This is a genomic window from Aeromonas sp. 97A (assembly GCF_051919185.1).
In the GTDB taxonomy this organism is placed as follows: domain Bacteria; phylum Pseudomonadota; class Gammaproteobacteria; order Enterobacterales; family Aeromonadaceae; genus Aeromonas; species Aeromonas veronii.
This window is the reverse complement of sequence record NZ_JBQBFF010000001.1, coordinates 1039445-1064888: the sequence shown is the minus strand read 5'-3', so window position 1 is coordinate 1064888 and position 25444 is coordinate 1039445. Positions and strand designations below refer to the sequence as shown.

Here is a 25444-nt window from a genome sequence, read left to right as displayed (position 1 = left end):
CGACCCGATGACCAGAGGAGCATCCCATGGAATGGATCATGATCGTGTTCTGGCTGTGCGCTGTACTGGTGGTCTACCACCATGTCGGCTATCCCCTGCTGCTCAAATTCGGTGGTCGGCAGGCGCGCAAGGTAGCCAATCCGCCCCGCCCTCTGGATCGAGGGTTCAAAACAGACGCCGCCGATGAGGCGCTGCCGACCATCACCCTGCTGATGCCGGTTTATAACGAGGCGGCGACCATCGCGGCCAAGCTGCAAAACCTCGCCAGCCTCGATTACCCCGCCGACAAGCTGTGGGTACATGTGCATTTCGACGGCTGCAGCGACAACAGTTACCCCATTGCGCTAAGTCAGCTCGGTGATCCCGCCCTGCAGCAGTTGCAGATCAGGCTGTTTGATCACCCCCGCAATCGCGGCAAGGTCGCCGTGCTCAACGAGGCCATGACCCGGGTGCACAGCGATCTGGTAGCCCTCACCGATGTCTCGGCCCTGCTGCCCATCGACAGCCTGCTGCTGGCGGTCGCCCATTTTGCCGATCCCAAGGTAGGGGTGGTCGGGGAGGCATACCGCTTCTGGCAACCGGGCTCACAGGGCGAGGAGAGTTACTGGCACTATCAAAGCCAGATCAAACTCTGCGAGTCGGCCCTTGGCGGCATGCTGGGGGCCCACGGGGCCTTTTACATGATGCGCCGGGAGTGCCTCACCCCGCTGGCCGCAGATACCATCAACGACGATTTCATCCTGCCGATGCAGGCCATCGCCAAGGGGTATCGCGCTGTCTATGACAATCGCTGCGCCGCACTGGAGCTGGAAGTTTCCGATGCCGCGCTGGAGGCGACACGGCGCAAGCGGATCGGGGCTGGCAACACCCAGCAGCTGTTGCGGTTGCTGCCCCTGCTACACCCCAAGTTCGGCTGGGTTGCCTTCAACTTTGCCAGTGGCAAGGGGCTGCGGGTGTTGATGCCGCTCTGCCTGACCCTGCTGTGGCTCTGCGCCATCCCGCTTGCCACCCAATCCCTGCTGTTTCAGCTGCTGCTGGGGCTGCAACTGCTGGGGTATCTGCTGGTCATCCTGATCCAGCTGACCCCTGTCCACCCCTGGCCCAATCTGTTTCGCAAGATCCACTATCTGGTACTCGGACACTGGTACAACGGCATGGGCACCCTGCGCTACTGCCTGCGCGCCCCCATACGTTTCATGTCACAGGAGAAAGCCGTATGACACACCCCATTCCAAGATTGACCCTGGTGGTCAAACGCAGCATGGATCTGCTCGGTGCCACTCTTGGCCTGCTGTTGACGCTGCCGTTGTGGCCGCTGATCATGCTGGCCATCCGGCTCGATAGCCCAGGTCCGGTGTTCTTTCGTCAGCTGCGGATCGGGCGCAGCCACGCCACCCATACCGAGCTCTTTTTCATGATCAAGTTTCGCACCATGCGCGCCGACGCCGAGGCGGCCACCGGGCCGGTCTGGTGTGGCAAGGGGGACAGCCGGATCACCCGCAGCGGCGACTTTCTGCGCAAAACCCGGCTCGATGAGCTGCCGCAGTTTATCAATGTGCTCAAGGGGGAGATGTCGCTGATCGGCCCCCGCCCGGAGCGACCCGGGATCGCCAACCGGCTGGAAGATGCGGTGCCGTACTTTATCGAACGCACCTATGAAGTGGCCCCCGGCATTACCGGTCTGGCGCAGGTCAATCAGGGTTACGACGAGTCGCTCGATGATGTGCGCAGCAAGCTGGCGTTCGATCTGGCCTACTCGGTCGCCCTGCTCCACCCCTGGCGCTGGCTGGTGCAGGATGTACATATCATTGGCAAGACGATCGCCATCATGGTCGGCAAGAAGGGGCGCTAATCCCGCCGCACCAACCTCAACCACATCTCAACGCCCATCAGGCCATTGTCACTGCAATGGCCTTTTTTATGGCGCATCGTTGTGGCACGTCCGTGGTGATCACAAAGAAGTCAGCGATCTGATCGCCATTATCTGGCCCCATCCATCCAAAGGCCTGATGCCAGTTTGACCAACCGCAGAAACCCGAGCGTTGCGTGATCACCGAAGCAATCCGCCCCCTGCTCCCCATAACACCGGCACATAAAAAAACGAGTGGCCAGCGGCCACTCGTTTTGACAGGTTTCTCCGTGATTCAGGCGCCGTAGACGGCCAGAATATCGGTCACTCTGTTGTTGACGCTGTACCCGCGGGCTATGGTGTTGCGGGCCGCCTGACTCATTTTGCTGCGCACCACCCCATCGCTGCGCAGCCAGTAGTTGACCAGCTCCGCCATATCCCGCACATGGCCGGGCTCCACCAACCAGCCATTGGATTTATGGTCGATCAGATTGACCAGGCCTCCCACTGCAAAGGTACAAACCGGTATGCCGTGAGCCATCGCCTCCAGGGCCACCAGCGGCAAGCCTTCAAAGCGGGAGGTGATGCAGAGCAGGTCGATGTTGTGCCACTCATTGGCCATGTTCTGGAAACCATGAAGCTGGACACGATCACCATACTGCTGCAACAAGGCGCTTTTCATGGGGCCATCCCCGTAGAGATGAAACGCTCCCTCCGGGCAGAAGGCAGCCAGCTGACAGAACGCCTCCGGCCCCTTTTCCGGCGAGAGGCGGCCGACAAAGGCAATTCGGTTGCCAGTTACCGCAGCCGGCGTCGCTGGCATGGGGACAAAGTTGCTGATCACCGTGCTTGGCACAGGCAATTTGCGAGCGATGGGCTCGCTCACTGCAATACACTTTGCAAAACGCGCTGTGGTGCGATCCAGCCAGCTGTAAAACTTCAGCAACCCCTCCCCGTCATCCCCGCTGTGAAAGGTCGAAACCACCGATTTACCGGTGAACCAGGCCGTCAGCCGCCCCAGCACCCCGGCCTTGTAGCCGTGGGTGTGGATCAGCACCGAAGCCGGCTGGCGGGCCAGACGGCGCATAAAATCGCGGCTGTTTTGGCACACCTCATAGGGCAAGCCCTGCTGTTTGAGCAGGGTCGTAAAGGGGGTCATGCCATGGTTGCTCACCAGCACTATGGTGGGGCGAAATCCCCTGGCCAGCAGATCGTTGGCGAGATGGATAATGTGAACTTCAATTCCACCGACCTGACGCGCATCGATGGCCAGCCAGATCTGCTGCATGGGTAACATAAGGCCCTCCTCCCGTGGCTCCATGCCACCTGAAATGGGGCGCTGCATAGAGCGGGCCAGTCAGGCAAAGAGGGGCAGGATCAGGCGCCGGGACAGGCGACCAGCAGGAGGGTCATGTCATCGAGGGCGGCATCATTGATGCGCTCATCAAACCAGCGGGCAATGCGATGAGCCAGTTGCTCAAGACCGGGCCCCGAGGTCAGGCAGATCGCCTTGAGCTGCGCCTCCCAGCGCTGGCGCTCTGCGGCATCACGGCTATCGAGCAGGCCGTCGGTCCAGAACAGCAGGATCTCGCCGGGCTTGAGCTGACGCTCATTGGTCACGAAGTGGGGATCCGGGCGCAAACCGGGCAAGGGGCCGGTCACGCCGACCTGACGGATGGTGCCGGGCCCGACCAGCCAGGGCGCCGGGTGGCCCGCGCTGGCCCACTGCACCCGCCCCTCGTTGCCGAGCTCAATACAGAGGGTGGTGAGCAGGGTAGCCCCGAGGAGCGGATCACTGTGAACCGCATTGGACAAGATGGTCAGCAAACGGGCGGGGGCGCGCTCCAGATCGTGCGCCGTCAGCAAGCCACGCAGATAACCGGCATAGGCATGGGCAAAAAACTTGGCTTCTGCATCGTGGCCCATCACATCCCCGAGCCACAACACCCGATCCTTGACCAGCAGAAAGTCCCCGCCCCCCACGGTGGCCGCGCGGGTTTGCAACGCCAGCTGGTATCCCCCAATGGAGGTGGCGGGCAATAACGGGCGCAGCGCCGAGGTCATGCGCTGATCCAGCTGCTCGCCCCATTGCGACTTGAGCTGCTGCGAGCGTTGCAGCACCCGCGAAACCGCCAGCAACAGGTCCTGCTTGGTGATGGGTTTGACCAGAAAGTCATCGATCCCCAGCGCCCCCGCCCGACTCTGGGTCCACTGATCCTGATGACCGGTCAGGAAGATAAAGGGCACCCCCTTCATCTTGGGATCCTTCATCAACTGCTGGCGCAGCCCAAAGCCATCGATCCCCTCCATCTCGATATCGGAGAGCACCAGCGCGGGGGGTTGCTTCCCGAGCGCCAGCAGGGCGGCATGGGAGTCGGCATAACTTTCAACCCGATAGTGCTCATGAAGGTAAGCGGTGAGCAGGGCACGCATCACCTTGTCATCGTCGATCACCGCGATCACCGGCAGCTGGTTGACCGGGCCCTGTTGGCGAAGGGTCACGCGATTGCGCTCACCGTCGCGAGAGAAGTGCACCTCGGCAAATAGCTGGTGCACCAGCGCCAGCCCGTATCCCCCCTCCTGCAGCTCATCGGGTAACGGCGCACTGGCAAGACCGGGTTGCGGACCACCATCATCCTCCAGTATCAGACTCAAACCCGTTTCATCCTCTTTCAGCGTGAGCCAGAGCCTTGTCGCGGGAGGGACTGTGTGTTTGACGCTATTGGTGGCCAGCTCACTGAAACAGAGCAGCCAGTTGGCTTGATCCTTTGGGGAAACCTGAAACAGGGAGAGTCCCTGCGCCAGCCGGTTGCGCAGTTCGCGCACCGACTGCAGGGTTGCCGGAGCAGATCGCAACCAGTCATCCATATCGGGCCTCCATCAGCGGGCGATCAGATCCGGAAATTGAGCAAGGCGCTGCGCCGGCACCAGCGCTTGAGCCATTCGGTCACCCGGTTGCTGGGCAGCCGGTTGAGCTCGCGCAGGATCTCGCTGGCCAGCCCCGGGTTGAGTTTGTCGTTATAGACTGCGCCAATCAGATTGGCCTCGGCACGGGTCAGTTTATCCACCGCACTTTGTACCACGGTCGTCGGGGTCACCCCGGCCAATACCACCAGCAGTGCCCCTTCACAGGCCCCACACACCTGATCGGCCGGAATATTGCCCCGATTGAGGGCGGTGAGCGGCGAGGTATCGAAGATCACCACATCGTAATGCTCGAGCCAGCGAACCAGCAATTGGCGCAAGGTATCCTTGTTGCGAAAAGCCATCAGATCCTTGCCCGGCGCCGGGAGCAGCGACAACGACCGGCCATTGGCCACCGGCTCGGGCACATCATTGGGCCCCCAGGCAACAGCCGGGGCGCGGCCGGGGTGATAGAGATTGAGATCCACCAGCAGGGTGCGCAGCCCATCCGCTTCCGAGCGCCTTGCCAGCGCATCGCAGATGGAGCTCACCCCCTCTCCCCCTTCCGACGAGGTGACCGCCAGCGAGCGGATCCCCCGGGCGACCGTCGCCGCGTAGAGGGATTCGAGCTCCAGATATTGAATGGGGATGCTCATATCAAAGCGTCCCGACCAGGGCCACCACCGAGATCGTGGTCAGAATGTCGCGCATACCATCCATGAAAATGGCCCAGTTACTGCTCTTGCTGTCAGGGATAAAGACGGTGTCCCCTGCGCGCAGCACCGGCAACTGGCTAAAGTCGGGCTCTTTGGCAAAGCCGTCGAGATCGAAGCTGCGGGCCTGATCCCCCTGACCACTGGTGGCCATGTTGATCACCACAATCTTCTTGATATAGGCGCTGCTGGTCGGGCCCCCCGCCTCGGCCAGCAGATCCAGCAGGGTCATGGAGGAGTCAAAACGGTAGCGACCAGGGCGGGCTATCGCTCCCAACACCCGAATGGTGTTCTCCTTCGGCTCATCGAGCCAGGGGCGATTCTTCTCCGGCAGATAGATGGAGTCGCCGGGCAGCACCTTGGGCAGCAAGGTTTCATCGCCGGTTTCAAAGTAGAGAGCAAGGTCGAGCTTGCTGACCCGCGCAGTGCTGCCACTGCGATGGGCGATACGCACATTGCGCAGATCCGCCGCCGCAGTCGGGCCATCGGCGGCCGACAGGATGTCGATAAAGCCCATCTGCTCATTGAAGGCATAGCGACCGGGGGCTCCGACCTGACCGAAGATATAGATGGAACTGTCCGGTGACTGGCGCACCCACTGGGACTTGTTATCACTGGGATCGGTGGGCAGCTCGGGGATCATGATGGTGAATCCGGCCCGGATCTTTGGCAGGCTGGCCAGCGCCCCGCCCTGATGGAGAAACTTGTCGAGATCAAACAGGGTCGGCGTGGCCTGCCCCCCTTCGGCGGTCAGGATCTGCACCTTGGCGATATCGGCCCGCTCGTTGGGGCCACCGGCGTGGGCGATCAGATCCAGCAACGACATCTCGTCAGACCATTCATAACGGCCCGGGATCCGCACCGCCCCCATCACCATCACCGCCCGCCCGGGTGCCACTTTCAACCAGGACTTCTCGTTGATATCAGTTTTTTCCGGCACAAAGATGGCATCACCGGGTTTGACTTGGGGCAGCGCCTTTTGCATCCCTTCGGTATAGGCCTGCAAGTCGATGGGTTCGATCGTGCCATCGGTGCGCAGCAAACGGATCTGACGACTCTCGGCATAGCGGGTCGGGCCGCCGGCATTGGCCAGAATATCGAGGAAGGAGTCCCCTTCCCGCCCCTCATAGGCACCGGGTTTGAACACCTCACCCATGATGTAGATGGTGCGTGCCCCCCGTTTTATCTGCTCTTCATCCTTGGGCACGAAGATGGTGGCGCCCGGCGCCAGATTGGGCAGCAGCTTGTTGTTGCCGGAGTCGAGATAGGCTTTGAGATCGAACAGTTCGGGGGCATCACCATTGATCACCCGGATCCGCTCCACCCCGGCAAAACGGGTCACCCCACCGGCTCGCATCAGCAGATCCACGATGGAGTTGCCACTCTTGAAACTAAAGGCGCCGGGGCTGTTGACCTCACCAAACACCTTGATCGCCTTGCCGGTATCGCCATCCCCGCCTGCCGCCAGGGTTGCCGCATCAAAATCAATCTGCACGTTGCCGATCAAAGGGGATGCTGGCACGAACACCACATCAAGGGATTGCAATGGCGGCAACACGCTGGCATCGCCGGTATCGAGATAACGCTTGTAGTCGAAGCTCGAGACCGTGCTGCCGCGCCGCACCTGCATGTTGTTGAGCTGGGCACCGGGCACCAGACCGCCAGCGGCATCGAGGGCCATCTGCACGTTGCCATCGGGCGCCAGATCATAACTGCCGGGTTTTTTGACATAGCCCATCACGCTGATCAGCAGCCGCTTTTCCAGCAAGGTGACGGTCAATTGAGAGAGGTTGTTGTAAACAGGTTTGAGGGCGGTGCGGATCAGCTCATCCGCCTGTTGCAGGGTCTTTCCCCCCACCACGACGTTGCCGACCTCAGGCAGTGCAATCTCCCCCTGCTTGTTGATCTGGAAAGGCTGATCAAAAGCAGGCTCACCGGGTTGCACGATGGCCAACCGATCACCGGGAGCCAACAAGGTGGAGGCCAGTAACGGGCAGGTGAACAACAGCAAGAGAACACAGATCAATCCTTCGAGAGCGCCCCGTTTCATAGACATCCTTTTCGTCTGTTACGTCTGCCCCCATTGGCGTAAGGGGAGCCCTGACCAATCAGCACGACAGCCATCCGCTGTTGTCTGTTGCAGCCGCAAACGTACTTGTTGTAGTGATTGTGCCAACACGGTCTGACGCCAGGCTACATCCGACCAGAGCCGTCCGTGCATATCCCGTTCGATATCAATACGTTGAGATTGTAGTCGTTTCAACTCGGCAGGCATACACCCCTGCAGACTCGCTTGCTTTAATTCCGTCAGCTGCAAGTCGAGTTCCTTCTGACGCTCATCATAACGAGACCAGACCCGCCGTTCATCCTCATTGACCGGAATGCGGGTGGGTCTTGCCTCTGCCATGCCGCCATACCCCTCCGGCGGCCACTGCGCACAACCCGACAACAGAATGGACGAGAGCAGGATACCAAAGCGTTTCATGATGCAGCGGCCATCATGCCACGGGAACGCATATAGGCCTTGATGCTCTCATGGCAGGGGATCACTCGGTCGATATGCAGCATCTCCAGCAGGTCATGGGGTTGACCGGGTCCACAGACAAGGGCCATCTGATGCCCGTTCATAATCAATCTTTTATAGAGAAATACCAAGGCTCCGATCCCCGACGAGTCGATAAAATGAACATCGCTGATATCGGCCAGGATATCTCCCGGGTGGGTCGAGAGGGTTTCAAACAACGGGCGGAGCTCACTGACGGCCATCGCGTCAAACTCGTTTTCCAGTACCACTACCTGGATATCATTAAGGGTGTAAGTCATGCTTTCCATCGCTAGCTCCTTGTCGATTCTCAGACTATTTGCTGTCACGGCATTCTGCACGCTGCAAATGTTATGCCGGGCAGTGCCACGGCACTTGTTCCCCAAATGATACTCTTTGCGCCTTATTCGCCGACACCCACTCCTCGTTTTGATTGCCAAATTGCAATTAACCTCCCCCACTCATTGCAAACTGCAATTCACCTTGGCCGAGATCGCCCGATAACAGGCTAAATGGCTGATAATTCAAGCCCATTAGACTGGGCCCGATTATTGCTTGCCTTTGCACACAGCTCACAAGCCACCGTTGGCTCGCCCCCCATGCCGCCATATTCCAGGAAGGAGAGATCATGAAAGCAGGCCTTTACATCGCACCACTGTTGGCAGCCCTTTGCGGCACCGCATACGCAGCCCCCTCCCCTGACAGCGCCGTGTTGAAGGTTGAAGGCGCCATCAGCAGCCCCACTCATCAGTCTCTGGCCCTGTGGGACAGCGCCATGCTGGATCAACTGCCGGTACACGAAATCAAAACCCATACCCCCTGGTATGACGAAGCCAAGACTTTTCGCGGCCCGCTGCTGCAAGATGTATTGGCCAAGGTCGGGGCAACCGGCAAACAGCTCACCATTACCGCGCTCAATGACTACTCGGTACAGGTGCCGACAAGCGATGCCGAGCAGTATCAGGTCATCCTCGCCCGCACGATCAATGGCAAGCCACTGTCGGTGCGTGACAAAGGGCCGCTGTTCCTTGTCTATCCGTTCGATCAATATCCCGAACTGCAAAACAAGCTCTATTACGGTCGGGCTATCTGGCAGATCAGCGCGATAAAAGTGGAGTAGATCCCATCATGCGTTCCATGGCGGCCAGTCAACGTTTCTTGTTTGTGGTGCTTTGTGTGCTGCTCCTAGCCTTTGCCGGTATTGGTACCATTCAGTATCGGCAATTTCAGGATCTGCAGCGCAGTACCAGCCAGGGCGAAGACAACGTGATGTGGAACTATTTCCAGCTCTATAACGAAGCGCTGCGTTTTCAAAGCTCACTGCTCCATGAGTCGCAACCGACCTTCCAGCTCAGATACGATATTCTGGTCAGCCGCATGGATCTGGTGCTGGAGAGCAAGGATCGCAGCCTGCTTCAGCAAACAGAGATCTACCAGCAGGCAAGCAAAGCAATTCGATCCTACATCTCTCTGGCGGATATCTGGCTCGGCCCGGAAGCCACCAAGCCGATCGACAATCTTGCCCATCAGGAGCTGCGCCAACAGCTTGCCTCCCTGCTCCCCCTGCTCCATCAGCTGACTCTGGAGGTGAACCAGCAGGCGACCCTGTTTGATGTGGCACGCCGCGACAGCGTGAGGGAGCAGATCATCACGACGACACTCATCGCGACCCTGCAATTTGCGCTGCTCTTTGTGCTCGCCCTGCTGATCTGGCGGCAAATGAATATCTCGTTTCTGCAACACAAACTGATGCAGCAGCTCAATGACAAACTGCTGCGGGCAAATCAGGCGGCAGAGGCAGGCACAAGAGCCAAAAGCAGCTTTTTGGCCAACATGAGCCATGAAATTCGCACCCCCATGAATGGCATTCTCGGCATGCTCTCACTGCTGGCCGACCGGGATATGGATCCGAGGGAGCGAGACTATCTGGAGACGGCGCGCGAATCGGCAAACCATCTGCTCGGTCTGCTTAACGACATTCTGGATGTATCCAAGCTGGAAGAGGGCAAGATCGAGCTGCAACTGGCCCCCCATCACTTGCCCCAGCTGCTGGAGGATATCCGTGCCCTGATGCAGAGCAACTGCGATGCAAAAGGGATCAAACTGACCCTGACTGTTGCCCCCGATACGCCGGAGTGGTTGATGATCGACCCGCTGAGGGTGCGCCAGGTCCTCTTCAACCTGGTGAGCAATGCCATCAAGTTCACCCATCAGGGGGAAGTAAAGATCCACGTTGATAGCACCCTGTTGGAGCAGGATCGCCACTCGATACGCATCTCGATCCAAGACACCGGGATCGGCATGAGCAAAAGTCAGCTAAAGAACCTGTTTCAACGTTTCGCCCAGGCGGATGTCTCGATCACCCGCCAATATGGCGGATCGGGCTTGGGACTTGAAATATCCCGTAACCTCGCACGCCTGATGGGCGGCGATATCTCGGTAGAGAGCAGCGAGGGACATGGCAGTACTTTTACCTACATCTGGCCCGCCAGAGCCACGACCCCCTCGATTGTTTGCCTGCCGTCCAAGCCGCTGGATCAGGAGAGCTATCGCATCTTGCTGGTTGATGACAATGCCACCAACCGCAAGGTGATCGGCGCCATGCTCGACTCCGTGGGCCATCAGGTCACACTGGCCGTTCAGGGAGAAGAGGCGCTGGAGAAACTGGGTCACACCGAATTTGATCTGGTGTTGATGGATGTCCAGATGCCAGTGATGGATGGCCTGGTGGCCACCACCCGGATCCGCACCTCCCAGATGCCTTGGGCAGATATCCCCATCATCGCCCTGACGGCGGATGCGATGCCGGAATCCAAGCAATACTATCTTTCCCATGGCATGAACGGGTATATCACCAAGCCCATCAATAAAGAGACGCTGCTAAGCGAGATAAACAGACATATTTCCCATGGTCGGCTTAAATACAACGCAGCCATGCGTGTCACCAAGCAATAAAACCGCGGATTCCGGACTACTGATTGCTCATGTGGGGCAACATTGACCTCTGCAGGCAACTGAATGGGCTTGGGTCTGGAACGCACACAGGCAAGCAGTTTCGCAACAGCGGCACGGCCGTCAGCTTGTGTCGGGTATGCAGGGATTTTTTGATCTCTTTACGACGACCACAGGGGAGCGTGGTGACTTTCCGGTAATACCAGATGCCGTGGGGACTGAGCCAGAGATTCATCGATGAGCTCCTCGTCGTCCACACAAAGTGGATGACCAAGGGCTTTAGGAAGCTAACTTATTGAATTGCAGAAACAAGTGGTGGCCCTACCAGCCACATCCCGGCACTCGAGTCCCCCGCCTTGGCTGCTACCTTCCGGTCCTGACCAGGTCGACGGGTTATCAATGCGAGCCCAAATAAATCAGGCACTTGGGGATGGAACTGATTGCCATCACAGTGTTCTGAAACCTCAACAAGCGAGAATCCGCCGGAAGTACGGTCATCCACATCAAGTGGACATGCTTAAATTGGTAACAAACAGGCCAATCCTACCCGCCCTCTCCCGTACACTGCAAGCACCTCATTACAGGCCCCATCCCCTCCCTCAACAGCTCAACAATCAACCCAATATTGAGCAAAATGAAATCTAATGGTAACTTTGGGTCTCACTTAAACCCGAGGTGACATATGGCTACGAACACAGGCAAAGGCTATCGACAAGGTTCCGTCAACGACCGTACCCAAGTTCAGAACCCGGTTAATGGGAACTGGACGAAACGCGATACGGATAGCGGCAAGTTTATCGAGCAGAAACAAGGTGGGGAGCCCTTCAAAGGGGTAGCCAAAGAAACCGACAACCGCCGGAAGTGAGTTCATCGATGACCGACCAGTGTTCTTGTGGCCAGCCCCTCAACCATTCAGTTGTGTTCCATCAAAACGGGCAGAAACTCAAAAGCTGCCCGAACTGTTCAGAACAGGCTGGCGTTCATGTGTTCTATCGGGCAGGAGAATTCGGATTCAGACGGATGGCTGGTGTAACCAGGATACAATCATGGTGCCGTGGTTGCCGAGCCAAGCATCGTTACATCCTTACTCCAATACAAACTTGTAAATCTGAAGGTGCCCCATCAAGGCCCCTTCAGGATAAACTCGCTATATCAAAGGCAGGGAAGACTTAGTTTCTCTGCCCCACCAATATAAACTCTAACGGAACCCTTTTTATCGGAGATGGATTGTTCTCCACATGGAGAGCCTTCGTCAATTTGGTAGCTTATATTACCCCGAGAAAAATCCCATAGTGTATAACTACAAGCCCCTGTGCCTTGAGGTCGCCATGCTTTTGGATCTTTTATCTCTACATCTGGTTTTTCTGTAATTTTTCTTGGTTTATTCCAAGAGCGATATCGATACAAGTTGTTAGGCATCGAGTCGATCAATATCATGTGCTTTTTAGTCTCACATTGATATGTGATGCCTGTTTCATCCTTTGAATGCTTACGTTCTGCTGTAAGTGGTAGATTTATAGAACCAATTTTATACGCTAGTTTTTTGTCAACATATAACGCTATGACTCCGACACTCGCATTAGAGTTGTTACAGTCAGAATAATGGATGCCATCACTACTCGATACAATTCCATTAGGATTTGTTTTCAAAATAGCATTAACAACCTCTTTAGTAAAAATACGAGAATAGTTATCCCTTAAGCTATTTGGATTAGTGATAGCAATCGCCCCCCATTCAGTTCCAGTAATGCGTAACGGATATTTAATCATTGTAGATAACTGCTCTAAACTTGACGATTCCAGAGCTTTCCTGAGATCGGAATCAAAATAAATAAACTCCCCTTCATCACCAAAAAGATCAAAAAGCCGCCCTTGAACTTCATGAGTCAACACTAAAGCAGGATCACTTCCCCCCTTAACAACTCTATCAACATTCTCTTTTTCCGTAGATTTATCTACTGTAGTTATAGAATCACGATCGCTTTTTCCTGTTTCACCATGGTCTGGCTGATTAATACTATCACCATTAGGCTTCTCTGTTTCTTGAGATACTTTGATATTCTCACTAACTAAAATCTGTTGTAGCTTGTCATCTACTTGGGCCTGTAATGCTCTCTCATTTGCATCCTGCATTTTAGTTAAAACTGAATGGCTTAGTGCATTGCTGGCAGCCTGATACCGTTGAAAGGCATCTATGCATTGATCACTACTCGCATCACCACAATTATCCCATTCATATTTGGCACTCATGAACTCTTCTGATTCTTTAGTAGCATAGGCCATGGGAATAAAAGTAATAAATAAAAATGATAGTATGAATTTAGATTTCATTTAGTGAAATACCCTTCTCGCATTATGACAACACAACCTTTCAATCATCAAAAAGAGCCCTTGGCGGGCTCCTCTTTAAACGTCAATTAATACACTCCCCCCATGTCACGCCATCGGTGCCGCACTCTTCTTTGTGCGTCCCATCAGCAAAGACGGTGAACTTGCGGTAACGCCCTTGGTTGTCATAACTGATAGTGGTGGTGACCTTATTGCTGTCAGTAACAGTCTGTTTCTTGAACCAAGCACTAGCCTCAGGCTCAGGTGTTTTGTCGTCATAGCGATATGGCAGTTGCTCGAAAGCGGCAACCAACTCGCTCATGTTACGAGTCGCGTGATCATTAGCCATCCCTACCCAGTTACTGAGGAAAGGGAAACTGGCAGAACCGCCGAGGAAGTAAACAAACTGGCTGCTGTAGTTGGCCCCTTCCGCTTTATAGCCGACCGTCGCATAGCGATGAGTAATTGCCCCAGCCAGGTTCTCTGGGATGCAATCTTCAAACGCCTGAGCCTCACCGTTAGCAAGGTTCACCAGCTCGTATTCCTTCGCATCAGCGTTAGTGGAGACAGTCTCCTTGATGTCGCAGCTGTAAGGGGTTCGTCTCCATTCCGAGACTCAAACTCGTAGCTATTGCTGTAGCGGTAGTCCTTGCCAGCAACGCTGATCTTCTCGCCATAGATGATGGTTTTGATATCTTGATTGAAGTCGTTACTGACTTTAACCAGCTCAGTTTGACTCTTGGTTGGCCAATAGATCCCTTGCTCGCGATACCAAGCCTTGGGATGCGCATTGTTGTTGTCTCTCGAGTCACCCTGGTGGTAATCCACATAGGCATAGAACGCATCAGGATGGGCACGCTTTAGCTCTTCACTGGCGCTGAATGACTTCTGTAGCCCGCGTACGATTTCTTGGGCCTTGATCGCCGTCTCGTCATCACCGGTAGCGATAAAGTCATCGAACAGTTTATTCTCGGGGATGTTGTAGTGATACACCACCCGATCTACAGCCTGTTTCAGCGACTGCATCAGTTGCTCACGCTTTTGCTGGTTTTCCATCACACTCTGGCAAGTCAGAGCCCCACCAGCAGCCAACTCCTTTTCTACTGAACTCCACAGCACAGTGGTCAGCGGCGTCACATGATAGAAATCATCTTGCGTGATCAGCTTGAACTTCGGCGGTAGTACCATCTGATAAGCCTTCTCAACAGGCCCCAGATCCAGATCCACGGCCCCCACAGGCACATCGACAACCAAGGGCACGTATTGAGCACACGCTTGCTGAGCCTCTGTCAGCTCCAGACGATAATCACCAGCCCCAGATGTGATGCTCTTAGGCTCTCCCTCATCCCATTGCCGATTGAAGTTCAGGTCCAGATAGACAGAGGCACCTTGAACATACCCATCGATCGCCTTCCCCGAGATCGCGGCCTTGGGTTTAGGAGGGGTCGGGGTGCCACCGCTATCTCCACCACCACCTCCACAAGCAGTCAGAGCTATGCATATACCCATACTCACCAGTGAACGAACTGACATCTATTTCTCTCCTTGTCTTTTTTATTATCAGCACACCGAACCCAATTTGATTCCAAAGGAGGCATGCTAATAAATCGCAGCTAAGATTTGTGTGATTGATAGCGCTTTCACGCATTAATGACGACTTTATCTTGTTGATTACATTGATCTTCCCTCTAACTGCCTGAGTATTCTTTGCACACTGGATAGGCTAATCCCCGTTCGACGTGCTATCTCTGCCTTGGCTATTCCCCGTTCAGCGAGTGACAGAACCTCCTCCCCTTTAGCCATGGCGGTCGGCTTACGACCTTTGTAGACCCCACGCTGTTTTGCCATAGTAATCCCTTCTGCCTGACGCTCCAGCATCAGCTCCCGCTCAAACGTGGCGATGGCACCGATCATGGTCAGCATCAGTTTTCCGGTAGGTGTCGAGGTATCGATACCCAGATTCAAAATCCTCAGAGCAACCCGCTTAGCGTGCAGGTACTCCGAGATCTCCAACAGGTGGCGAGTGTTGCGAGCCAAGCGATCCAGCTTGGTCACCATCACCACGTCTCCCTCACGAACAAAATCCAGCATCAACGAGAGCTGCGGGCGATCATCCTTGGCCCCGCTCACCTTCTCCTGAAATATCTTGCTGCACTCGGCCAGTGCCTGAAGCTGGGCATCCAGGCTCTGCCCCACAGTGCTGACACGTGCATATCCCACCAGTGCCATGGTCTCCTCCTGGTCAATAGGGCAAGGTACACTGACGCGACCGGTCAGAAGGTCGAAAGGAACCCATATGACCGGCAAAAAGTGGCACTTTCGCTCGCGTCACACGGGCTTGGTCTATTGACCTGTGCCAGTGATACAAATGAAAACGGGCCGCTCCGTAATGGAGGGCCCGCAGGGGTAGTCAACCAGATGCTCTGGCTGCTCTATCTATTGGTCATGCAGGGTGCCGACCGGGGGATCTCAATGACGCGTCGCCCCGCCCGGCATCCGCAATACCTTGGCCAGCTCCTCGGCATGAGCCTTGTCACGGGCGATGAGGCGGATCATCAGGGTTCCCCCTGCAATGGCAACCAGAGTCACCGAGGTCAGGATCATTTTGTTCATTGGTAGTCCTCTTCGTTCATGTTGTAGAAGTGTGGCGGCATGTAGCGAGCCATCATCGCGTTGACGATGACCGATGCAAACGCCGTCAGGGCTGCCTTCAAGGCGTCCAGCAGCAAGGTTTTCATGAAGTCGTTCATTGCGATTACTCAGGGGTTATCTTCAGTCGGTAGACCTCCATCCGGTGATAGTCGAGAAAGTTCCTCTCCCAGAGCCGGTAGAGGTCCATGGTGGTGGCCAGCGGCCGCTCTCCACACCAGAGCTGTGATACCAGCCCGGCGTTGAAGTCAAAATCGAGATCCTTGACCAGCTCGCCACCGAGGTAAGTGAACTCGGTGACGTAGGCCATCCCCCAGCTACCAGCCCGTTTTTCCAGACGGATTTCGACCGGACGGTAACCACCTGTGTCGGCGGAATAATCGGGACTGCGGAAGTTGAGAGTCAGGGCGGTGGCATCGGGGTGGAGGTCGATTAACTTGGCGAACAGAGCCTGTAGCGGTTTGGATGGGGTCATAGCAGCCCCCTGTCGGCAAACGAGACGATGTCGTGCTGTCCCACCACAAAGTGGTCAAGCACTCGCACGTCTACCATCTCAAGCAAATCCTTGAGACGGGTGGTAATCGCTTTGTCTGCATCTGAAGGGTCGACCATACCGGAGGGATGGTTGTGGGCCAGTATGACCGCTGCGGCGTTTCTGTTGAGGGCCGCCTTGACCACCTCACGGGGATGAATAGTGCCCGCATTGATGGTGCCAAAGAACAGCTCCTGGAAATCCAGTAACCGATGCTGATTGTCGAGCAGCATGACGGCGAACACTTCCCGCTCGTACTCCCCCATCTTGAGCCGAAGGAAGTCTGCTGCCGCTTGGGGCTGGGTGAAGGCTTGGCCCAGATGCCGCTGTCGGCTTTCCAGAATCGCTAATGCCTGATTGATGATGTGATCGCCCTGTCCGGGGTGATCGTCGTAGTGATGTGTCATAACAGTAACCTCGCGTCGTTTTGGTACACGAGTTACTTATGCCAGGGGGCCTGGTTGTTATTGAATCCGAACGGGACTGGTATAAGGGGTGCAGGGGCCCACATTCACCTATGAGCCCTCTTAAAACTTTTTAGACGGATTTCACGGTTTTCCCTTTCATGACGCGATATGTTTCCACTTACGGTCAAAAAAGAGGGGTTAAAACCCACTTGAGACCATTTATTAGCAATACAGTCTCGTTTTGTGTGAAGGAGAACACCAGTGGCAACTACTCATTTTATCCCCGCTCAACCCAGTGAGTACGGTTACATCATTGTCGAACCAAATGACAACGGAGAAACAACCCTTGAGCGTTATCCATTGATCGGGTACGCCATCCAGATTACAGACGGTGGGCCAGAAGATATCAAGATACAGACGCTGCCGGTCTGCACCACCGGCGAGAGCTTCACTCCGAATTTCATCCAGCGCCATGACGGCACCTTCAGTCGAGCCGATGGCGAGTACCTCTGCTACTCCCTGTCAGAGATGATGAATCTTTTCGGTTTCGAAGCTGATGACCCGCAGTGGTTACCCCCCACGAACGTTAAGGAGCTGTCCGAATATGTATGGCGCCCACTGCGGAATCCGCAAAGCTAACCTCTGCTGATTTGGGATCGGGCCCTTTTGCCCGCAATCAAAGGCAAAGGGCCCATTTTGGATGTTCAATCTGCTGAAATTTCAGCTATTTATAGAACTTTTTATGTATGGAATCTCGTAGAAAAAAGTTCTTGAAAATGCCAAAATTTCAGCCGTTCGGCAGACCTCCTCGACCTACTTAGCCTAGGATGGAGTTCCCACTTCCTTTGCTCGGTCGTTGCCCGCTGAAGGAGCACGTCAGCCCTGACATGCTTCTCCAGCAAACGCCTACAGGCTCTGTGCCCGTAATGACTGATGGCCAGCCAACCCCTCGAGCAGCAAGTCCAGCAGCATATTCTGCAACGCCTTGGCCTTATCGGGGTGAGAGAGGTACGTCAGCGACATGCCCTGCTGGGTTTCCATTCGTCCGATAACGGCTTCATCCACCGCATTCGGGAAATCGCCATGCAGAATCGATTCCCGTGGGTTATTGCGGACCTGCTCCATCAGGGGCCCGTTTTCACTCAGCTTAGTCACCATTCCCTGCACCCAGTCGAGCTTGTCCCCATCAGTCACTTCCAGGCCAAACAGATCGTTCATCCGAGCCAGCAGCTCGGAGAGGAAATCCTTCTTTTCCTCTTTCGGCTTGGCACTGCCGAGGGATGCAATGCCCTCCAGTCCATAACCGGCAGCATTCTCTTTGAGTTGCAGATCCTGGGTCCGCTTGGCCTTGAGGTGGTAGTGGCTCAGCATCACCGAGGAAAGGTCTACTTGCTCTTCATCCAACACCTCTTCCCGCAGCAGGGGCAGCAGGTGGCGTGCAAAGACACACAGCCGCTCCATGTCGTAATCGTCGAAGGGGGTGATCTGAGAGACAAACTCGTAGAACCGCACATAACCGTTGAGGTTCTTCTTGAACAGCTCCAGCACCGAACGGGCTTCCCCGGCCTCCTTGAGGCGTCGTTCGGCATTAACCTGGTCGCTACCTGAACCGCCCTGTTCCATCAGCCACTTGAGCTGGGTCCGACACTCCCGAATCGCATCGATGGCCAGCCGGTAACGCTTGGCGAAGCGATCTCTGGCCGGGACGGCGTGCCGCAAGAAGGCATCGGCCCCCCGTTTGGGGTCGAAATAGGCATCGGTAAACGCCACCACCTCGGGCCAGGTGAAGATCCCTTCGCCCTTGAGCTTGTGAAACAGGTCATAGATCAGGTTGGGATCCGACACTGAGTCCAGCGTGGCGGTTTCGTAATACTTCTGGAACTCTTCCAGTACATCCTGCGGGTCGTTCACGAAGTCGAGTACATAGGTACTCTCCTTGCCCGGATAGGTGCGATTGAGCCGCGAGAGGGTCTGGATGCAGTCCACCCCGGTTAAGCGTTTGTCCACATACATGGCACACAGCTTGGGCTGATCGAACCCGGTCTGGAACTTGTTGGCCACCAGCATCACCTGATAGTCAGCCGTATCGAACGCCTTACGCATGTCCCGGCCCTTCAGCTCCGGGTTCATGTTCCGTTCGTTCCACGTCTGCCCCTCGTCCTCAATGTCGCCCGAGAAGGCCACCATGGCCCGAATGGCTTGATAACCCTGGTCCTTAACGTACTTGTCGAACGCCAGCTTGTAGCGGACCGCCTCCATCCGGCTGCTGGTTACCACCATCGCCTTGGCTTGTCCGCCCAAGAGTTTGCCAACATGCTGGCGGAAGTGCTCGACTATCACCTGCACTTTCTGGCCAATGTTGTGCGGGTGCAGCCGGACCCACTGGGATAGCTTGCGCTTGGCCTTCTTGCTGTCCACTTCTGCATCAGCTGCTTCGCTATCCATCGCCAGCTTGAACGCCAACTGGTAGTTGGTGTAGTTCCGCAACACATCGAGAATAAAACCTTCCTCGATCGCCTGGCGCATGGTGTAAACGTGGAACGGCTCGGGTTTGTTCTCATCCGAAATGGGCAGATGGGGCTTGGGCGGGCGACCGAACAGCTCCAGCGTCTTGGCCTTCGGGGTAGCAGTGAAGGCGAAGTAGCTGATGTTCTGACTGCCACCACGGGCAGCCAAGGTCAGATTCATCACATCCTCGGCCGAGAGCTCTTCCTCATCATTCAACTGCTCGGCCATCAATACCTCACGCAGCTGACGAGCAGTCTTGCCGGTCTGGCTGGAGTGAGCCTCATCGGCCACCACCGCAAAGCGGCTGGCTTTCAGGCTGGAGCTCTCCTGAATCGCCTTGAGCACATGGGGGAAGGTCTGAATGGTGACGATAATGATGGGAGTGCCGCTGGTCAGTGCCTCGGCCAACTGAGCAGATTTGCTGCCATCCCCCTCTTCCCGATTAATGCGGGAGATCACCCCGGATGCGTGATCGAACTGAGCGATGGTCTCCTGCAACTGGCTATCGAGCACGGTACGGTCGGTGACGACGATGACGGAATTGAAAAGCTTATCCCCGTCCCGCCGTAGCGATGCGAGCTGATGGGTCAACCAGGCGATAGAGTTCGATTTACCAGAGCCCGCCGAGTGCTGAATCAGGTACTTCTGGCCGCTCCCTTCCCGCTGGAGCGTCGCCAGCAGCGTCTCAACCACCTTCCACTGGTGATAGCGGGGGAAAATCATTGTCTCTTTCTTCTTGAGACGGCCCAGTGCGTCCTCATCCAATTTCACCTGCAGATGCAGATAGCGACCCAGAATATTGAGGAAGGTCTCGGGCGCGAAAATCTCCTGCCATAGGTACTCGCTGGCATAGCCTGTCTCAGGCTGATCGTTCCCGGCCCCGCCCTTGGCGGTGCCACGGTTGAACGGCAAGAAGAAGGTATCTGCTCCGGCCAGCCGCGTGGTCATCGCCACCTCAAACTGATTGACGGCAAAGTGCACCAGCGCCCCGCGACGGAAAGCCAGCAGCGGCTCACGCTTGCCCGCCGTCACCAGTGGGCGGTCGAAGCGGTACTGCTGTTTGGCGTTCTCCAGGCTCTGTTTGAAGCAAGACTTGAGCTCCAGCGTTGCCACCGGAATGCCGTTGAGAAACAGAGTGAGATCGAGTCGGCCCTCATAGCCATGGGGGCTGTAGACCAGCTCCGGCACCACCCGCAGCCGGTTCTTGGCATAACGCTCGACGAGCTCTGGGTTAAGGTCATGGTCAGGCTTGAAAGTAGCCACTGCTAGCCGATGCCCTCTGTCCTCTACCTGATGACGAAGTAACCACAAGGTGCCCCGCTCATCGCTCTCAAGGGATCGAGCCACGGCGTTGAGCAGATGACGCTCTGGCTCCTCACCGTAGGTTTTACAGTATTTCTGCCATCCCTCTGGCTGGCTCTCCTGCACATAGGCGATCACATCTTCGGGGTAGAGGGCTCTCTCTTTGTCATAGTGTGCCGACTCGCCCACCAGCCAACCTGATGCGGCCAGTTGCTCGATGATATGGTCCTGAAAGGCTTTTTCCCGTGCTTTGTTATCCATACGAATCAATTCTCCAGATAGGAACGCTCAATCAGGGCGATCACCATTTCCCAGTCCTGCTGGTGACGAATGGTCAGCTCCAGATCACCGGTTCCCCAGTGGCCCTTGTTGCGGGCATCGACAATCCTCCCCTCCACTAGCTCGATGGTATCGGGGTCGAGATTGAGGTAGAGCTTGAGGTGAGGGTTCTGCTGGGTGGAGGCAATCACCACACAGACAAAGTTGCGGATCTTCTTGAAGGCCGTGTAGAGCTTGAGCTCCTTGCGTTGCACCTCATCACCCAGCGCCTCAATAAAATCGCACACTGACTCGTGGAGGGTACGCAACGAAGGACTGGAAGCAGCCAGACGTTCCGCATTGGTACGGACATGGCCATTGGAGGCTTGGACTGGTTCACTCACAGGTATCGATGGCAGCAGACCAAGCTCAGTCGGGGTGGAGGGTTTATTGATCTGGCTGGTCACCGCATTGACCAACTCCAGCATCAGCAGATCGTCGCCAAACAGCTTGTAGCGGATCAGTTCGACATTGCGGTTGATCTGCTGCACTGCGTGCAAGTCATAGCGAGTGAAGTCACCGGCTATGCAGAGCAGGCGGGTGCCGGACCACTCGATGCTATCGGCCACCTCTTTCCCCAGCGTCTCCATCACCAGCCAGCGGTACTCGGCCTGATGGTCGAGCAACCAATCCAGATAAAAAAGGCCCTGATTGATGACATTTTCGTTACTGTAACGCTTGTACTCGATGATCACCGGGCAGCCATTCTCATCGATCCCGAGAGAATCGATCCGCCCCTTGTGGGTCTTGCCGGTAGTGTATTCACTGGCCAAGAAGCGAACCCCGAGAAAGGCGGCCATCTGCTGCTCTATCAGAATCTGCAACTGCTTTTCCACCATGGCAGCCTTGCCTTCCAGTTCGCTCACCCCGTGCTGACCATAACGGAACAGTTTGATATCGCTCATGCGACGACCTCGTCGGCGGGTGGCGTCCAGCCCCGTAGGTCGATCTTGCCGGTAACGGCGGCGGAAATCAGGGCGATGCGGCGTTCTTGCAAGAGGCAGATTTTTTCTTCCGCTTTCTGCAAGACATTTTTAAGAATGTTCAATTTACTAAATGCCCAAGTAATGATTTCTTTCTGTTCATCTATTTTGGGGAAACCAGCAGTTAATGTGCGAACATCATCCATGCCAATGGTCTTGATCGTTGCCCCAAATGTGTATCTTTCGAACTCCAACTCCATAGCATAAAAAACCAACAATAAAAATTCAGGAATAACTTTCTTTTCGTTACAGATCCAAGCAATTAAATGCTGCGATACTGCCATTGGTATTGTAGTAATCGCAGCCAATCCGATAGAAGCATCTCTCGTGAATACAACCGCTCGTTCTGGCAATAAATGTGCAGAAGAGTTTGCCATTCCAAGTTCATTAATCTTATAAAATGTGTCAGATATGTAATCAACAACCTTTAATGTTTTCGAATCGTTCAACGATACCCAAGGAATATTACAATCAATCCAATACTCCTCCACTTGGCGGCTTGGTGTATGACCGCTTTCAATTTTTGCGTAGTTTTTAATTCTGGATACAACCCAATGCTTCGGCACTTGACCGAGCCACTCGACGCCGGAGTCTTTCATGGGAGCACTGGGGTTGAGGCCCTTGGTGACGGCGTGGGAGATCACCGCCTGCCGCTTCTCTTTGAGCAGTTCGATCAGCCGCTGCTGCTGGGCAATCAGCCGATCAATCCGGGCGGTTTCGTAGTCGAGGAAGGCTGCGATAGTGTGCTGTTCTTCGGGTGAAGGAAGCGGCAACGATATAGCACCAAATTGCTCAAATGTGATCGACTTACCATCTCTCAAGCTGTCCGTTGATGCCTGCAATGCAGCGATATAGGGGGAGCTCTTGAAAAGATACCTATAAAACCAAGGATGAATAGCCTTCAGTGCTTGAAGAACAGTGTATGCAGGGCTCACACAGCCAGAGTAGGCACTATGCTCTATACCACCCTCGAAGCTACGTAGGCTTATAACAAAATCATTCTCAGATACATGCTTGAAATTTTCCGTTCCCTTCAAGGCAAGCATCACTTTATTTCCGGTCATTTCCATCAATAAAGACTGTGGAATAACGCCGTATGCCTGACTTGCAGCTAATTGTGTAGATTCTGGTTTAGCCGTCTCTCTACGTTGGCTAAGAAGTCTCTTGCCGTGGAAAACAGCCCAATGACTTGGCGTATTCCCTAACCAAGCAACCCCTGAATCTTTATATTCCGGATAGGGTTGATATTGACCTGCGGTTTTCGGTTCGGCAGCTATCATTTCTGCTCTCCTTGTTGTTGGGCCTGTTGCCAGAAGGGATCTTGCTGCCAATTCGTCGGCATCCCCATATGGGCAAGGGAGATATGGGGATATTTGGCTAGCAGGGCAGCCAACCGTTCCCCCCAGCGAGAAGCAGGGCTGATGGTGCCAAGCATACTCTGCAAAGCCACCAGCACGGGGTAAAGACGCTTCTCCCAGCGGATATGAGGATCAGCAAGCTCAACCTCTTGTTTTAGCCAGTTGACCGCATCAGAGGTGGGTAGCTTGATACTGACCCCCAGCTCACGATTCCAGAGCCTTGCATGGTGAGCACAGATATTGCGGATCAGATTGATGCCTTTAAGCCAGGAGAGGATCAACTCGGCATGAGAGCCCAAGCCCCGAGCGATAGCCTTTTGATCAGCCGCTCGCAGCAGGCCTGCATAGAGGTAGGAGAGATCACCCCAGGTCAGCATCTCTACCATCATCCAGCAAGGGGGCAAGCGTGGATGCTCGTAACTACATAGATAGTGACGAAGGAAGGTCTCTTGTCGCACCTTCTGGCCCAACGCCTGCCGCTGCTCGTCACTCAGGTTGCGGCGTTTTTCCAACTGCCGTAGATCGTTCTCCAACCGCTTTCGCTCATCATCAAGCTGTCGCTCAAGGCCCGCCAGCAGGCGTTTATGGCCATATTCACACTTGAAGTGGCTCTCATCCAAATACCAAAAGGGATCGTTGCCATAGGTGAGAGACATGTGATTGCACAGCTGTGCCCGCACGGCTACCTCGACACGCTCGATAGCATCGAGCACCAGCAGGCGAAGCTCCCTATCGAACACATAAAGTGACAGCAGATCGTCAAAGCGGGTGCCAGGCAGGAAACGATGCTCTCGTGAACCTGGCTGGGTATATGGGATGGCATAGGCCGAGAGCCGATAATAACTGATGTGCGAAAGGTAGCGTGTCGCACGCTCCTCATCGCCGATGATCAGACCCCGTTCACGCCACTGCTGGAGATGCTCAGCGGCACTCTTGGCCGGTTTGTTAAAGCGGGTCATGTCACCTCCCCCTGTGCTGGCGAGGTTGACGAACGAGCATAAAAAAACCCGCCAATTTGTGCATAACCTGGTATGAAACCAACGTCATAGGCATGGCGGGTGTGTTGCCCGCAATATTAGGTATCGTGCGCACGATAGTCAATCTCTTTGCGTCATATTGCGTGCTATTGCGTCCAACCCCGTCGGCGATTCCTGAGTAACCAGTATGCATTGGTATCATGAATGCACCTGTGCCAGCAGTTGCATGATCTCCTTGGCGACCGCATCGAGATCGGCATCGATAGCTGCCAAGTCGCGGGGCGGCTGGTACTGGTAGAAGTGGCGGTTAAAGGGGATCTCGTAGCCCACGATGCCGACCTGGCCATCGAGCGGGTCGGTTTTACTGGTGTCTATCCAGGCATCCGGTACATGGGGCAACACCTCACGCTTGAGATACTCATGAATGTCTTCCCCGAGCGGCACGTTCTCGTAGTCCCGCAGATCGGAGCTGGCCTCCACTTCCCCCTTGCTCTTGCAAGGTTCTGCCTCATCACACTGCTCGCCCAAGGTGCTCACCAGCAGCTTAAAGGCGGGGGCTGGCAGCTTGATTGTGCCTAACGCCTTGGTGAGCTGCTTCCTGAACTGTTCACGGCACAGCAGCCGCTCGGGCAGGGTCGGCAGGGCCGCAAGGATGGCCTGCTGTAACTCGTTATCAAGCTTGGCCCATCCCTTGTCGGCGGTGAGACTGGCGAGCCGCTCGGCATCCTGCGGGTAGAACGCCAGTTTCAGCGGCCGCTCCACGGTGATGCGGCGATAACCGAAGGCGGTGGTGGGGAATATCTTGGCGATCGGGCTCGCCTCGAAACGGCTGGCGAGGCGGACGATTTGCTCAATGGCCTCGTCGCTCAATTGCTTACGCTTAGAGCCCAAGGATTTTCGCATTGGGCTGTGCATGTCGCTGGCGTTAATGAGCAGCACCTTGCCCTTACGCTCCGCCGGTTTATGGTTCGATAGTACCCAGATATAGGTGGCGATGCCGGTGTTGTAGAACATGTCGGTGGGCAAGGCCACCAGGGTATCGAGCAGGTCGTGCTCGAGGATATGCGGCGGATCTCGCTCTCGCCGCTACCTGCCCCACCGGTAAAGAGCGGAGAGCCGTTG

At 55.5% G+C, this 25444-nt stretch carries 25 protein-coding genes and 1 other RNA gene; 6 read left to right on the top strand and 20 right to left on the bottom strand.

What is annotated here, in order from left to right; all coding sequences use genetic code 11:
- Nucleotides 1-26 precede the first annotated feature (26 nt).
- Together ACTG27_RS04825 and ACTG27_RS04820 are read left to right on the top strand one after the other, a co-directional pair.
- Nucleotides 27-1220 (top strand): glycosyltransferase family 2 protein, encoded by a 1194-nt coding sequence (locus ACTG27_RS04825; protein ID WP_075114781.1) that lies wholly within the window; start codon nucleotides 27-29, stop codon nucleotides 1218-1220.
- Nucleotides 1217-1852, top strand: a complete 636-nt coding sequence (locus ACTG27_RS04820; RefSeq protein WP_005333398.1) for a sugar transferase — start codon at nucleotides 1217-1219, stop codon at nucleotides 1850-1852. The genes ACTG27_RS04825 and ACTG27_RS04820 overlap by 4 nt, the downstream gene beginning before the upstream one ends.
- Before the next feature lie 292 nt (nucleotides 1853-2144).
- On the opposite strand, the gene ACTG27_RS04815 is transcribed toward ACTG27_RS04820, so the two are convergent.
- The 6 genes from ACTG27_RS04815 to ACTG27_RS04790 form a co-directional block, all read right to left on the bottom strand.
- Nucleotides 2145-3146 carry a glycosyltransferase family 4 protein gene (locus tag ACTG27_RS04815; protein ID WP_150997164.1) on the bottom strand — a complete coding sequence of 334 codons (1002 nt, stop codon included), beginning with the start codon at nucleotides 3144-3146 and terminating at the stop codon, nucleotides 2145-2147.
- 80 nt (nucleotides 3147-3226) lie between these two features.
- Nucleotides 3227-4717 (bottom strand): SpoIIE family protein phosphatase, encoded by a 1491-nt coding sequence (locus tag ACTG27_RS04810; RefSeq protein WP_439979183.1) that lies wholly within the window; start codon nucleotides 4715-4717, stop codon nucleotides 3227-3229.
- Nucleotides 4718-4740: 23 nt separating this feature from the next.
- The gene (locus ACTG27_RS04805; protein WP_040068147.1) at nucleotides 4741-5409 is read right to left on the bottom strand and encodes a tyrosine-protein kinase family protein; all 669 of its coding nucleotides are present in this window, start codon (nucleotides 5407-5409) and stop codon (nucleotides 4741-4743) included.
- Between the two features lies 1 nt (nucleotide 5410).
- Nucleotides 5411-7516, bottom strand: coding sequence for an SLBB domain-containing protein (locus ACTG27_RS04800; protein WP_005360128.1), 2106 nt, complete (start codon nucleotides 7514-7516; stop codon nucleotides 5411-5413).
- 18 nt (nucleotides 7517-7534) lie between these two features.
- On the bottom strand, nucleotides 7535-7951 hold the full coding sequence (locus ACTG27_RS04795) for a hypothetical protein (protein ID WP_005351415.1): 417 nt from the start codon (nucleotides 7949-7951) through the stop codon (nucleotides 7535-7537).
- A complete protein-coding gene (locus ACTG27_RS04790) occupies nucleotides 7948-8298 on the bottom strand; it encodes an STAS domain-containing protein (protein WP_005333409.1) in 351 nt (116 codons plus the stop codon). The genes ACTG27_RS04795 and ACTG27_RS04790 overlap by 4 nt, the downstream gene beginning before the upstream one ends.
- Nucleotides 8299-8636: 338 nt before the next feature.
- Here ACTG27_RS04790 and ACTG27_RS04785 point away from each other — a divergent pair, with 338 nt between their 5' ends.
- On the top strand, nucleotides 8637-9128 hold the full coding sequence (locus tag ACTG27_RS04785; protein ID WP_439979182.1) for a molybdopterin-dependent oxidoreductase: 492 nt from the start codon (nucleotides 8637-8639) through the stop codon (nucleotides 9126-9128).
- Nucleotides 9129-9136: 8 nt separating this feature from the next.
- Entirely contained in the window at nucleotides 9137-10963 is a 1827-nt protein-coding gene (locus ACTG27_RS04780; protein ID WP_439979181.1) for an ATP-binding protein, read from the top strand.
- A 316-nt stretch (nucleotides 10964-11279) separates the two neighbouring features.
- Here the strand turns inward: ACTG27_RS04780 and ffs are convergent.
- Nucleotides 11280-11373, bottom strand: an RNA gene (gene ffs / locus ACTG27_RS04775) — signal recognition particle sRNA small type.
- A gap of 269 nt (nucleotides 11374-11642) precedes the next feature.
- Here ffs and ACTG27_RS04770 point away from each other — a divergent pair.
- The gene (locus ACTG27_RS04770; RefSeq protein ID WP_021230269.1) at nucleotides 11643-11825 is read left to right on the top strand and encodes a hypothetical protein; all 183 of its coding nucleotides are present in this window, start codon (nucleotides 11643-11645) and stop codon (nucleotides 11823-11825) included.
- A 287-nt stretch (nucleotides 11826-12112) separates the two neighbouring features.
- Here ACTG27_RS04770 and ACTG27_RS04765 read toward each other — a convergent pair whose 3' ends face one another.
- The 8 genes from ACTG27_RS04765 to radC all read right to left on the bottom strand — a co-directional run bounded on the left by ACTG27_RS04765 (nucleotide 12113) and on the right by radC (nucleotide 16876).
- Nucleotides 12113-13291, bottom strand: a complete 1179-nt coding sequence (locus ACTG27_RS04765) for a hypothetical protein (RefSeq protein WP_439979180.1) — start codon at nucleotides 13289-13291, stop codon at nucleotides 12113-12115.
- A gap of 82 nt (nucleotides 13292-13373) precedes the next feature.
- A complete protein-coding gene (locus ACTG27_RS04760; RefSeq protein WP_439979179.1) occupies nucleotides 13374-13820 on the bottom strand; it encodes a hypothetical protein in 447 nt (148 codons plus the stop codon).
- Complete coding sequence (locus ACTG27_RS04755; protein ID WP_439979178.1) at nucleotides 13817-14821, bottom strand: hypothetical protein; 1005 nt, start codon at nucleotides 14819-14821, stop codon at nucleotides 13817-13819. The genes ACTG27_RS04760 and ACTG27_RS04755 overlap by 4 nt, the downstream gene beginning before the upstream one ends.
- 138 nt (nucleotides 14822-14959) lie before the next feature.
- Complete coding sequence (locus ACTG27_RS04750) at nucleotides 14960-15517, bottom strand: recombinase family protein (RefSeq protein ID WP_439979177.1); 558 nt, start codon at nucleotides 15515-15517, stop codon at nucleotides 14960-14962.
- A 240-nt stretch (nucleotides 15518-15757) separates the two neighbouring features.
- Nucleotides 15758-15901, bottom strand: a complete 144-nt coding sequence (locus ACTG27_RS04745; RefSeq protein WP_005345168.1) for a hypothetical protein — start codon at nucleotides 15899-15901, stop codon at nucleotides 15758-15760.
- The gene (locus ACTG27_RS04740; RefSeq protein ID WP_421295735.1) at nucleotides 15898-16038 is read right to left on the bottom strand and encodes a hypothetical protein; all 141 of its coding nucleotides are present in this window, start codon (nucleotides 16036-16038) and stop codon (nucleotides 15898-15900) included. The genes ACTG27_RS04745 and ACTG27_RS04740 overlap by 4 nt, the downstream gene beginning before the upstream one ends.
- 5 nt (nucleotides 16039-16043) lie before the next feature.
- Complete coding sequence (locus ACTG27_RS04735) at nucleotides 16044-16412, bottom strand: DUF2787 family protein (RefSeq protein WP_421295736.1); 369 nt, start codon at nucleotides 16410-16412, stop codon at nucleotides 16044-16046.
- Nucleotides 16409-16876, bottom strand: coding sequence for a RadC family protein (gene radC, locus ACTG27_RS04730; RefSeq protein ID WP_439979176.1), 468 nt, complete (start codon nucleotides 16874-16876; stop codon nucleotides 16409-16411). Before radC ends, ACTG27_RS04735 begins: the two co-directional genes overlap by 4 nt.
- 261 nt (nucleotides 16877-17137) lie before the next feature.
- On the opposite strand from radC, the gene ACTG27_RS04725 reads away from it, so the two are divergent.
- Nucleotides 17138-17515 carry a hypothetical protein gene (locus ACTG27_RS04725; RefSeq protein ID WP_048207591.1) on the top strand — a complete coding sequence of 126 codons (378 nt, stop codon included), beginning with the start codon at nucleotides 17138-17140 and terminating at the stop codon, nucleotides 17513-17515.
- 267 nt (nucleotides 17516-17782) lie between these two features.
- Here the strand turns inward: ACTG27_RS04725 and ACTG27_RS04720 are convergent, their stop codons facing one another.
- The 5 genes from ACTG27_RS04720 to ACTG27_RS04700 all read right to left on the bottom strand — a co-directional run bounded on the left by ACTG27_RS04720 (nucleotide 17783) and on the right by ACTG27_RS04700 (nucleotide 25336).
- Nucleotides 17783-20947, bottom strand: a complete 3165-nt coding sequence (locus ACTG27_RS04720; RefSeq protein WP_439979175.1) for a type I restriction endonuclease subunit R — start codon at nucleotides 20945-20947, stop codon at nucleotides 17783-17785.
- Nucleotides 20948-20952: 5 nt separating this feature from the next.
- Nucleotides 20953-21909, bottom strand: a complete 957-nt coding sequence (locus ACTG27_RS04715) for a DUF5655 domain-containing protein (RefSeq protein ID WP_439979174.1) — start codon at nucleotides 21907-21909, stop codon at nucleotides 20953-20955.
- Nucleotides 21906-23267 carry a restriction endonuclease subunit S gene (locus ACTG27_RS04710; RefSeq protein ID WP_439979173.1) on the bottom strand — a complete coding sequence of 454 codons (1362 nt, stop codon included), beginning with the start codon at nucleotides 23265-23267 and terminating at the stop codon, nucleotides 21906-21908. The genes ACTG27_RS04715 and ACTG27_RS04710 overlap by 4 nt, the downstream gene beginning before the upstream one ends.
- Entirely contained in the window at nucleotides 23264-24304 is a 1041-nt protein-coding gene (locus ACTG27_RS04705) for an Abi family protein (RefSeq protein WP_439979172.1), read from the bottom strand. The genes ACTG27_RS04710 and ACTG27_RS04705 overlap by 4 nt, the downstream gene beginning before the upstream one ends.
- 216 nt (nucleotides 24305-24520) lie before the next feature.
- Complete coding sequence (locus ACTG27_RS04700) at nucleotides 24521-25336, bottom strand: N-6 DNA methylase (protein ID WP_439979171.1); 816 nt, start codon at nucleotides 25334-25336, stop codon at nucleotides 24521-24523.
- Nucleotides 25337-25444 lie beyond the last annotated feature (108 nt).

Bases quoted from the DNA above. Each gene is read 5' to 3' on its own strand.
- ACTG27_RS04755 (WP_439979178.1), bottom strand. From the start codon at position 14,821: ATGTCAGTTCGTTCACTGGTGAGTATGGGTATATGCATAGCTCTGACT.
- ACTG27_RS04820 (WP_005333398.1), top strand. From the start codon at position 1,217: ATGACACACCCCATTCCAAGATTGACCCTGGTGGTCAAACGCAGCATG.
- radC (WP_439979176.1), bottom strand. From the start codon at position 16,876: ATGACACATCACTACGACGATCACCCCGGACAGGGCGATCACATCATC.
- ACTG27_RS04785 (WP_439979182.1), top strand. From the start codon at position 8,637: ATGAAAGCAGGCCTTTACATCGCACCACTGTTGGCAGCCCTTTGCGGC.
- ACTG27_RS04705 (WP_439979172.1), bottom strand. From the start codon at position 24,304: ATGACCCGCTTTAACAAACCGGCCAAGAGTGCCGCTGAGCATCTCCAG.
- ACTG27_RS04700 (WP_439979171.1), bottom strand. From the start codon at position 25,336: ATGTTCTACAACACCGGCATCGCCACCTATATCTGGGTACTATCGAAC.
- ACTG27_RS04735 (WP_421295736.1), bottom strand. From the start codon at position 16,412: ATGACCCCATCCAAACCGCTACAGGCTCTGTTCGCCAAGTTAATCGAC.
- ACTG27_RS04780 (WP_439979181.1), top strand. From the start codon at position 9,137: ATGCGTTCCATGGCGGCCAGTCAACGTTTCTTGTTTGTGGTGCTTTGT.
- ACTG27_RS04770 (WP_021230269.1), top strand. From the start codon at position 11,643: ATGGCTACGAACACAGGCAAAGGCTATCGACAAGGTTCCGTCAACGAC.
- ACTG27_RS04740 (WP_421295735.1), bottom strand. From the start codon at position 16,038: ATGAACGACTTCATGAAAACCTTGCTGCTGGACGCCTTGAAGGCAGCC.
- ACTG27_RS04795 (WP_005351415.1), bottom strand. From the start codon at position 7,951: ATGAAACGCTTTGGTATCCTGCTCTCGTCCATTCTGTTGTCGGGTTGT.
- ACTG27_RS04750 (WP_439979177.1), bottom strand. From the start codon at position 15,517: ATGGCACTGGTGGGATATGCACGTGTCAGCACTGTGGGGCAGAGCCTG.
- ACTG27_RS04800 (WP_005360128.1), bottom strand. From the start codon at position 7,516: ATGAAACGGGGCGCTCTCGAAGGATTGATCTGTGTTCTCTTGCTGTTG.
- ACTG27_RS04790 (WP_005333409.1), bottom strand. From the start codon at position 8,298: ATGGAAAGCATGACTTACACCCTTAATGATATCCAGGTAGTGGTACTG.
- ACTG27_RS04715 (WP_439979174.1), bottom strand. From the start codon at position 21,909: ATGAGCGATATCAAACTGTTCCGTTATGGTCAGCACGGGGTGAGCGAA.
- ACTG27_RS04815 (WP_150997164.1), bottom strand. From the start codon at position 3,146: ATGTTACCCATGCAGCAGATCTGGCTGGCCATCGATGCGCGTCAGGTC.
- ACTG27_RS04720 (WP_439979175.1), bottom strand. From the start codon at position 20,947: ATGGATAACAAAGCACGGGAAAAAGCCTTTCAGGACCATATCATCGAG.
- ACTG27_RS04745 (WP_005345168.1), bottom strand. From the start codon at position 15,901: ATGAACAAAATGATCCTGACCTCGGTGACTCTGGTTGCCATTGCAGGG.
- ACTG27_RS04810 (WP_439979183.1), bottom strand. From the start codon at position 4,717: ATGGATGACTGGTTGCGATCTGCTCCGGCAACCCTGCAGTCGGTGCGC.
- ACTG27_RS04805 (WP_040068147.1), bottom strand. From the start codon at position 5,409: ATGAGCATCCCCATTCAATATCTGGAGCTCGAATCCCTCTACGCGGCG.
- ACTG27_RS04825 (WP_075114781.1), top strand. From the start codon at position 27: ATGGAATGGATCATGATCGTGTTCTGGCTGTGCGCTGTACTGGTGGTC.
- ACTG27_RS04710 (WP_439979173.1), bottom strand. From the start codon at position 23,267: ATGATAGCTGCCGAACCGAAAACCGCAGGTCAATATCAACCCTATCCG.
- ACTG27_RS04765 (WP_439979180.1), bottom strand. From the start codon at position 13,291: ATGAAATCTAAATTCATACTATCATTTTTATTTATTACTTTTATTCCC.